The organism is Mesorhizobium sp. M6A.T.Ce.TU.002.03.1.1 (assembly GCF_003997275.1).
Classification (GTDB): Bacteria; Pseudomonadota; Alphaproteobacteria; order Rhizobiales; family Rhizobiaceae; genus Mesorhizobium; species Mesorhizobium mediterraneum.
Genome location: NZ_RZTI01000298.1, coordinates 1 through 650 on the forward strand (window position 1 = coordinate 1; position 650 = coordinate 650).

The window sequence follows — 650 nt, forward strand, 5'->3', positions numbered from 1 at the left end:
TCACTCGTCTCCACCTCCTGTCGCGCGTTGACGCATTTGTCGGGATCGGCGGCCAGGCAATCACCGGGATCGAACTTGACGAAAGGCGTGTTACGAATGGCGATAATGCGCAGGCCGGCACTGTTCAAGTCGCTCCAGATGCTGCGCAAACCGTCGATCATTGCCGGCTCCGGTGTGTCGGAATAGCGAGACTGGCTGGTGAACATCAGGTCTGGCCGCAATTTCCTGATCTCGGCGAGAACGTTGTCGCGCCATGTTGCGCAGGCCTCATACGGCTTACCGTCATCCGTCACAGCGGCAAGGGTGAAAGGGCATGCAGCCTTGGTGAAGGTGACCAATTTCCACTTGCGGTCCCTGGCAATCTTGTCGATGGCAGGGATCCATTGTGCTGCGTGTGAATCGCCTGCGACGACAATGGTCCTGGTTCCCTGGGGATCGCCGAGGCTGGCAGCCCACAGCTTGCGTGCTGTCCTGCTCCTGATGGCATTTCAGTCGATAGACGATCGGTACGTCACGCCTGAGTTTGCCGAGGGATGGCAGCAGTTGCACGTCGCGCGGAACCGAAGCGTTGGCAAGCAGCGCTGCCGGCCCTGGATAATTCGGTGTTCCGATCAGGCTGATATCGACGTCTTGCCTGTCGAGCGCATAGC

Annotated in this window: 2 protein-coding genes; one reads left to right on the plus strand and one right to left on the minus strand. The window is 59.4% G+C overall.

All coding sequences use genetic code 11. The features are described from left to right. Positions 1 to 482, minus strand: a 482-nt coding sequence (locus tag EOC93_RS33620) for an SGNH hydrolase domain-containing protein (protein WP_348627622.1), incomplete at its 3' end; no start/stop codon positions are given. Between EOC93_RS33620 and EOC93_RS34540 the strand changes: the two genes are divergently transcribed. Further along, the coding region (locus EOC93_RS34540; protein WP_206532308.1) for a hypothetical protein at positions 460 to 650 on the plus strand (191 nt) is incomplete at its 3' end. The genes EOC93_RS33620 and EOC93_RS34540 overlap by 23 nt on opposite strands.